Source organism: Streptomyces sp. NPDC029296, assembly GCF_055569255.1.
The window spans coordinates 1-5,468 of sequence record NZ_JBVHXT010000054.1; the positions used below are offsets into that span (position 1 = coordinate 1).

At 72.9% G+C, this 5,468-nt stretch carries 14 protein-coding genes; all 14 read right to left on the reverse strand.

The window, feature by feature from the left end:
• Positions 1-91: 91 nt before the first annotated feature.
• On the reverse strand, positions 92-814 hold the full coding sequence (locus tag ACZ4W9_RS35105; protein WP_467942580.1) for an HIT family protein: 723 nt from the start codon (positions 812-814) through the stop codon (positions 92-94).
• Between the two features lie 6 nt (positions 815-820).
• Complete coding sequence (locus tag ACZ4W9_RS35110) at positions 821-1,003, reverse strand: hypothetical protein (RefSeq protein WP_467942581.1); 183 nt, start codon at positions 1,001-1,003, stop codon at positions 821-823.
• A complete protein-coding gene (locus tag ACZ4W9_RS35115; protein WP_467942582.1) occupies positions 1,000-1,482 on the reverse strand; it encodes a hypothetical protein in 483 nt (160 codons plus the stop codon). The genes ACZ4W9_RS35110 and ACZ4W9_RS35115 overlap by 4 nt, the downstream gene beginning before the upstream one ends.
• Positions 1,482-1,676 carry a hypothetical protein gene (locus tag ACZ4W9_RS35120; protein WP_467942584.1) on the reverse strand — a complete coding sequence of 65 codons (195 nt, stop codon included), beginning with the start codon at positions 1,674-1,676 and terminating at the stop codon, positions 1,482-1,484. The genes ACZ4W9_RS35115 and ACZ4W9_RS35120 overlap by 1 nt, the downstream gene beginning before the upstream one ends.
• 23 nt (positions 1,677-1,699) lie before the next feature.
• Positions 1,700-1,978: a hypothetical protein gene (locus tag ACZ4W9_RS35125; protein ID WP_467942585.1), complete on the reverse strand. Its 279-nt coding sequence runs from the start codon at positions 1,976-1,978 to the stop codon at positions 1,700-1,702.
• On the reverse strand, positions 1,975-2,415 hold the full coding sequence (locus tag ACZ4W9_RS35130) for an ASCH domain-containing protein (protein WP_467942587.1): 441 nt from the start codon (positions 2,413-2,415) through the stop codon (positions 1,975-1,977). The genes ACZ4W9_RS35125 and ACZ4W9_RS35130 overlap by 4 nt, the downstream gene beginning before the upstream one ends.
• Entirely contained in the window at positions 2,412-2,582 is a 171-nt protein-coding gene (locus tag ACZ4W9_RS35135) for a hypothetical protein (RefSeq protein ID WP_467942589.1), read from the reverse strand. The genes ACZ4W9_RS35130 and ACZ4W9_RS35135 overlap by 4 nt, the downstream gene beginning before the upstream one ends.
• 89 nt (positions 2,583-2,671) lie before the next feature.
• Positions 2,672-2,968, reverse strand: a complete 297-nt coding sequence (locus ACZ4W9_RS35140; protein ID WP_467942591.1) for a hypothetical protein — start codon at positions 2,966-2,968, stop codon at positions 2,672-2,674.
• A 110-nt stretch (positions 2,969-3,078) separates the two neighbouring features.
• Entirely contained in the window at positions 3,079-3,384 is a 306-nt protein-coding gene (locus ACZ4W9_RS35145; protein WP_467942592.1) for a hypothetical protein, read from the reverse strand.
• 13 nt (positions 3,385-3,397) lie between these two features.
• Entirely contained in the window at positions 3,398-3,598 is a 201-nt protein-coding gene (locus tag ACZ4W9_RS35150; RefSeq protein ID WP_189757295.1) for a hypothetical protein, read from the reverse strand.
• Entirely contained in the window at positions 3,595-4,569 is a 975-nt protein-coding gene (locus ACZ4W9_RS35155; RefSeq protein WP_467942593.1) for an AAA family ATPase, read from the reverse strand. Before ACZ4W9_RS35155 ends, ACZ4W9_RS35150 begins: the two co-directional genes overlap by 4 nt.
• Before the next feature lie 93 nt (positions 4,570-4,662).
• Positions 4,663-4,830 carry a pRL2-8 gene (locus ACZ4W9_RS35160; protein WP_397944067.1) on the reverse strand — a complete coding sequence of 56 codons (168 nt, stop codon included), beginning with the start codon at positions 4,828-4,830 and terminating at the stop codon, positions 4,663-4,665.
• Complete coding sequence (locus tag ACZ4W9_RS35165) at positions 4,830-5,180, reverse strand: hypothetical protein (protein ID WP_467942595.1); 351 nt, start codon at positions 5,178-5,180, stop codon at positions 4,830-4,832. The genes ACZ4W9_RS35160 and ACZ4W9_RS35165 overlap by 1 nt, the downstream gene beginning before the upstream one ends.
• Positions 5,177-5,347, reverse strand: coding sequence for a hypothetical protein (locus ACZ4W9_RS35170; RefSeq protein WP_467942597.1), 171 nt, complete (start codon positions 5,345-5,347; stop codon positions 5,177-5,179). The genes ACZ4W9_RS35165 and ACZ4W9_RS35170 overlap by 4 nt, the downstream gene beginning before the upstream one ends.
• Between the last annotated feature and the right edge of the window lie 121 nt (positions 5,348-5,468).

Consider the following 5,468-nt stretch of genomic DNA (forward strand, 5'->3'; position numbering starts at 1 on the left):
GCGAGCCCAGCTCCGACGAGGCGTGACGGCCCTCACCACTCGAACACCCCAGGAACGGCACCCTGCCACCCCGGGGGCTCTTAGCAACGAATTAGTTCCACTGGCCGCCGAGTTCCTGAGCGAGTTCCGCAGCGCGCAGTTGCACGGTGGCGGAAAGGACCGGGTCGGTCGTGAAGTCGGCGACGTGTCCGCGGGGGAGGACCAGGAGGTGGCCGTCGGTGCAGCCACCGCTGCGCGGCACGATGGCGAGGGCGTCGGTCCACTCGCGGACGATCTGCGCCGGGGCTCCGTCGTGGATGATCCGGCAGAACGGGCAGTCGGGGCGCGGGTGTTTGCGGGGGACCGGCGGCCGGTTGATGTGGTGGTGGGTGACCTGCACGTGGGCGCCGGCCTCGCGCATCCGGCGGCCGATGGCGTCGGCGATGGCGGGTGCCCTGTGCCTCCCGTACCAGCAGTTCACCAGCAGCTGGACGGGGCGGTCGTGCGCGGCGGCGCGAAGCGCGGTGAGTTCGTGCACGGCGTCGGTGATGATGCGGGCCGCGCCGGGGGTGTTCAGGACGTAGTCGCGTACGTCGGCGTCCTGTCCGGTCTGGCGGGCGACGACGTCGGCCAAGGCGGGGTCGTCCGGCGGGTTCAGCAAGGCGTTGGTGAGGTTGATGCCGAGGACGGCGGCGCGGTAGCGGGGCGGCGGCGGGTCCTGCCAGCGGGCGCCGAAGGAGTCGATGAACACGTCGGGCACGAGGGCCTCCATCTCGATGGGTGTGGGTGCGCCGGAGTGCCGCCCGGCCGGAAGGGGCGGGCGGCGCTCCGTCATCGGGTGCTACTTGGTGGTCTCGGTGATGACGAGGAAGCTGTCGGTGGTCAGGTCCATTACGACCCTGGCGTCCTGTGTGCCCTGGGCGCGCTGGGCGGCGGCGTATTCGTCGGCGGGCCAGGAGCCGCGGGGGTGGCCGGCGGGGAACCGCTCCAGGACGGTCCGCTGGACAAGGCCGTCGGCGGTCATCGGGTGTCGCCTTCCTCGTAGGCATCGATCAAGTCGCTGATCACGTCGGGGCTGGCGGCTTCGCCGACCCAGCGTCCGGACGCGGTGAACACCGGGACCTGGTCGCGGTCGGCGTCGAACACGGCGATGTAGGTGCCGAACCGCTCCAGCAGGAGGTCGTAGAGCACGGGGGCCGGGGCGGCCTCGAGGACCTCCAGGCTGTCGACGCTGACGCGGGCCGGAGCGGTGGGGTCGTCGGGCTGGACGACGGTGCCGGTGACGCGCAGGAGGTCACCGGTGCGGATCTCGCTCAGCAGCACGTCGGCGATGCGCGGGTCGGCGGTGGTGCAGGCGTACACCGTGTCCGGGGCGTCGGGGGTGATCCGGTCCGGGACGGTGGGGGAGTGGATCAGGTCGAAGGTCGCGGTGCCCCAGCCGGCGCCGGGGGTGGGGATCGCGTCGACGTAGCCGTCGATGGCCAGGTGCGTCTGGGGGTTCATCAGCGGGCCTCCACCAGGGTCTTGGAGGAGCGGGGTCGGGGGGAGTGCTGTGCGAGGACCAGGAGTTCGCGGTTGCGGCGCTTCTGGGCGTCGGTGAGCGGGCGGGCCTTCGCGCCGTGGCGGTGCCAGAGCGGCGAGGCCGGCGGCTCCGGGTAGGCGAGGGTGTGGTTGACGTCGCGCTGGGTGCTGCTCATAGGGGGCCTCCAGGTGGAGGGGGTCAGGCGTGGTCGTCGTCGTGCCGGCGTTTGGGCTGGAGGTCGGAGGCGAACCGGCCGAGGCGGGCCTCGGTCGGGTTCGCGGCGATCCAGGTCTCCGCGCACGCCTTGTGGACTGGCTCTCCGTAGTGGGAGCGCAGTGGCGTGGGCTGGTCGCACAGCACGCAGGGGCGGTCCTGCCAGCCGTCGAAGTGCTGGCTGTCGCGCCATTCGAGAAGCGCGCCGGGAGCCGGGATCAGGCCCGGCTCCCACAGCGGCTTTCTGCGGCTGCGGCTGGTCACGGCCGGAAATCGGGCAGCTGCTCAAGCACCCGCGTCAGCAGCTCCGGGGCTGGTTTCCACGGTCCGAGCTGCCCGGTGGCGGGGACCGGCAGCGGCAGCTCCTGGACGTCGGTGAGGACCAGATGCCAGACACCCGGGTGCGCCCACGGTGTACAGAGCGGGGAGCCGTCGGGGTCCTGGTGGCAGTCGGTCAGGCGCGCGATGCCGATGACGGCCCCGGTGGTCAGCTCCCGACCGCGGATCGTGTGGGCGACCAGCGGGAGCCGCAGGGCGGCTGCGTCAATACGCTGGCCCGCGTGCAGGAGCATCCAACCCCGCCAGCTCCAGGGCCTGGGCCGGTTCTCGATGCTCTTGGCGCCGGTGAGAATGCAGGTGGCATACGGCTGCTGGACGGTGATGCCGCGGATCCAGTCGCCCTCGGGCAGGGTGATGGTCATGCGGCCCACTCCCGCCCGGCCGGGCTCGGCCGTCCGGCCCGGGTAGCGGCGAGCTGCTCGTGCAGCGCTGCCGCCTGCTCGGTCCGGCCGGTGAACGGCCGGGCGACGGTGGTCATCGCGGAGGTGCGTTGCCCGGTTCGGGCCCGGGCGCGCAGGACGCAGTCCATACTGAGGATCTCCCTCTCGTCTCGTACGGGGTGGGTTGGCCCGGGGCAGGCGACTTGGTTGTCCGCCGTGCGCCTGTCCCGGGGCGTAGCTACAGCGCGAAGTCGCTGTTCCAGCTGACGGGGTTGTGCCAGAGGTTGGCCGTCGCGGCCGTCCATTCCAGCTCCCATCCGGGCCGCAGCCCGCGCGCCGTCCAGGTGTCCGGCTGTCCGCTGGGGATCTCGCGTCCGGCCGTGTGCGCGGCGAGTGCGGCGTCGTACGCCTGGTGTGCGCGGCGCAGGGCCGCGGCCGGGGAGTCGGCGACGCCGGTGAAGACGTGAAGGCCGCGTCGGCCTGGGTGGGCGGGATCGTGTATCGGGACGTCGACCTCGTAGGTGCGCAGGATCATGACGCCCATCTCCCTTCGGTTGCTCGTGGTTGAGGGGACACTGCGACCGCCCCGGCCCCAGGCGGGTGCCGGGGCGGGGGCGGCACAGAGTGCGCTCAACCCGGTGAGGGTCAGCTGGCCGTCGCGATGGCGTCGCGCAGGTGGGTGCGCGCCTGGGCCAGAAGAGCGCGCTGGTCGCTGTCCGGGCTGGTCAGTGCGTCGGTGAGGTAGTCGGCGGCGCGGTCCAGGTCCTCGCTGGCGTCCTGCCAGGTGCCGAGGCTGGAGGAGCCGAGGACGTCGCGGACCTCTTCGACCAGGCCGATGAAGACGGTCGGGGTGGCGCCGCGCGGCACCGGGACCTCGATGAGGGCGGCGAGGTCGGCGGCGAAGCAGGCGCGGAGCGCGGCGAAGGTGTCGGTCCGGGACTGGACGGCCATGTGGGTCTCCTCGTCAGAAGTCGAGCCGGATGGTGATGGGGATGCGCCGGTCACCGGAGCGGGTGTGGACGGTGCTGCGGTGTGCGGCGAGGCCGGCGGCGCCGCCCTGGACCGGGAGGTGACAGACGGGGCAGCCGTGCCACCACGCGTCGCCGTCGGGAAGTTCGGCTGGGGTGAGCGGGTGCGGGTGCGGGCCGTCGGCGGCCCGGCTCATCCGCGGACCGCCTCGGTGTACTGCGCTTCCAGGTCGGCGCGGCCTGCGGGATCCTCGTCCAGGTCGTGGTCGGCGGCCTCCTGGTCGAGGTCGTCGAAGCCGCCGTGGACGGTGCAGATGGCGTCCTCGTGCCGGTTCAACTCGCCGTTCAGGGCCCGCTCCAGGCAGGTGACGCTGTAAGCGGGAGCCCAGGCCGGGGCGGTGCAGTCGTCGTCGTGCGGGCACGGCACCAGCACGTCGAATCCGTAGTCGCCCTCGCCGTCGACGTCGGTGCGCAGGGCAAGAGTGAGGTGCTGTGCGCCCAGGCGGATCTCCGCGACGCGGTCACCGCCGGCCAGGGCCGAGCCCGGCTTCCACTGCCACAGCGGCAGGATCTCGGGACCGAAGACGCGGCGTACGAGGAGCAGGGCGCCCAGGCCGTCGCCGCCGTCCAGGCCAAGGTCGGCCCGGCGTGCCTCGCTCAGGCGCTCCAGGAACGGCAACAGCCGGCCCAGGGTGTCGGCGAAGACGATCTCGCGGAAGCCTTCGGCCTTGAGGGTACGTTGTGCGTCGGCCATGTCCCTGCGCTGCTGACGGACCGTGGCTGACGGCACCGTGCGGTTGGCCGGCCGCGGTTCCTGCCGCTGCTCGCACACCATGCCGGGAGTGGCGACCAGGATCGCGATGGGCAGCATGCCGTGCCGCCGGGCGGCGGCGACCAGCGGCTCCCGGGCGGCCCGGCTCACGTTGGTGGCGTCGACGACCGTGAACAGCCGGCGGCGCATCCGGGCCTCTAGGAGCAGGTGCAGAGCGGCGACCGCGTCGCCGGTGGCGTCCTGGTCGCCCGCGTCGTCGCTCACCGTCTCGCGCAGCGCGTCCAGGGACAGGACCTGCGAGGCGGGCCAGGTGGCGGCGAGCGTGGACTTCCCGGCGCCGGAGGGGCCGATGAGGACCACCAGGCTGTGCTCGGGCATCGGCGGGTAGACGGTCATGCAAGATCTCCTTGCGGGTGAAGGGCGCCGGGCAGCCCGGATGGGCGCTGCCCGGCGTGGGCGGTGAGCAGGGCGGGGGCTTCCGCAGCGGCGTCAGCGGACGATCATGTGGTCGGGGTGGCCGTTCTTCATGTGGTCCACGCACTGCGGGCAGTCCTCACGTGGACCGAGCCCGGCGTGGGCCTCGCGGCTGGCGTACGCGTGGAACCAGCACTGCGTGCACTCTCCTCGGGGCGGGTTCGTCGCCTTCGCGCTCGGCATCAGATGCCTCCCTGCTGCGGGTGAAGGGCGCGGGCAGCCCAGATGAGGCGCTGCCCGGCGTTGTCGGTGATCAGGGCGGCGGCCTCGTGCAGGGGACACGAGGCGTCCCCGTCGCGGTCGGGCTCGACCTGCTCGGCACGGCGCGCGGCGGCGGTGAGCAGCTGCGCGACGGCCGCCATGAACCCGCCGGGCGGGTCGGTGTCCTCGATGAGCTCGCGCAGGATGGCGGCGAGCTCCTCCTGGTCGACGTCGTCGGCGCGAAGGTCGTCCTCGATCTGCTGGAGGGCCAGCGAGGCGATCCCGGCTGCGGCGCGGACGCGTTCGATGCGCGTCCGGGACCGGCCGGTCACCGGGTGGTGGCCTTGGTCGTGGCGATGAGCGCGGCGACGGTCTCCCAGCCGTGGTGCCAGGAGCTGTCGAGGTGGAAGGCGCCGTTCATGCCGAAGTCGGCCAGCTTGTAGAGGTTGGTTTTGCCGGTCTTGCCGGCGAGCTTCTCCAGGACCCCGTGGCCCGGCACCCGGCGGTCCGCGATGTAGTGCGTGCCGAAGGACAGGGCGAGGGGGGGGGGGGGGGGGGCGGGGGGGGCCCAAAGAACGCGCGCTGCGGCCCCCAACCCGCCAACAACCACCTCTCTCGGC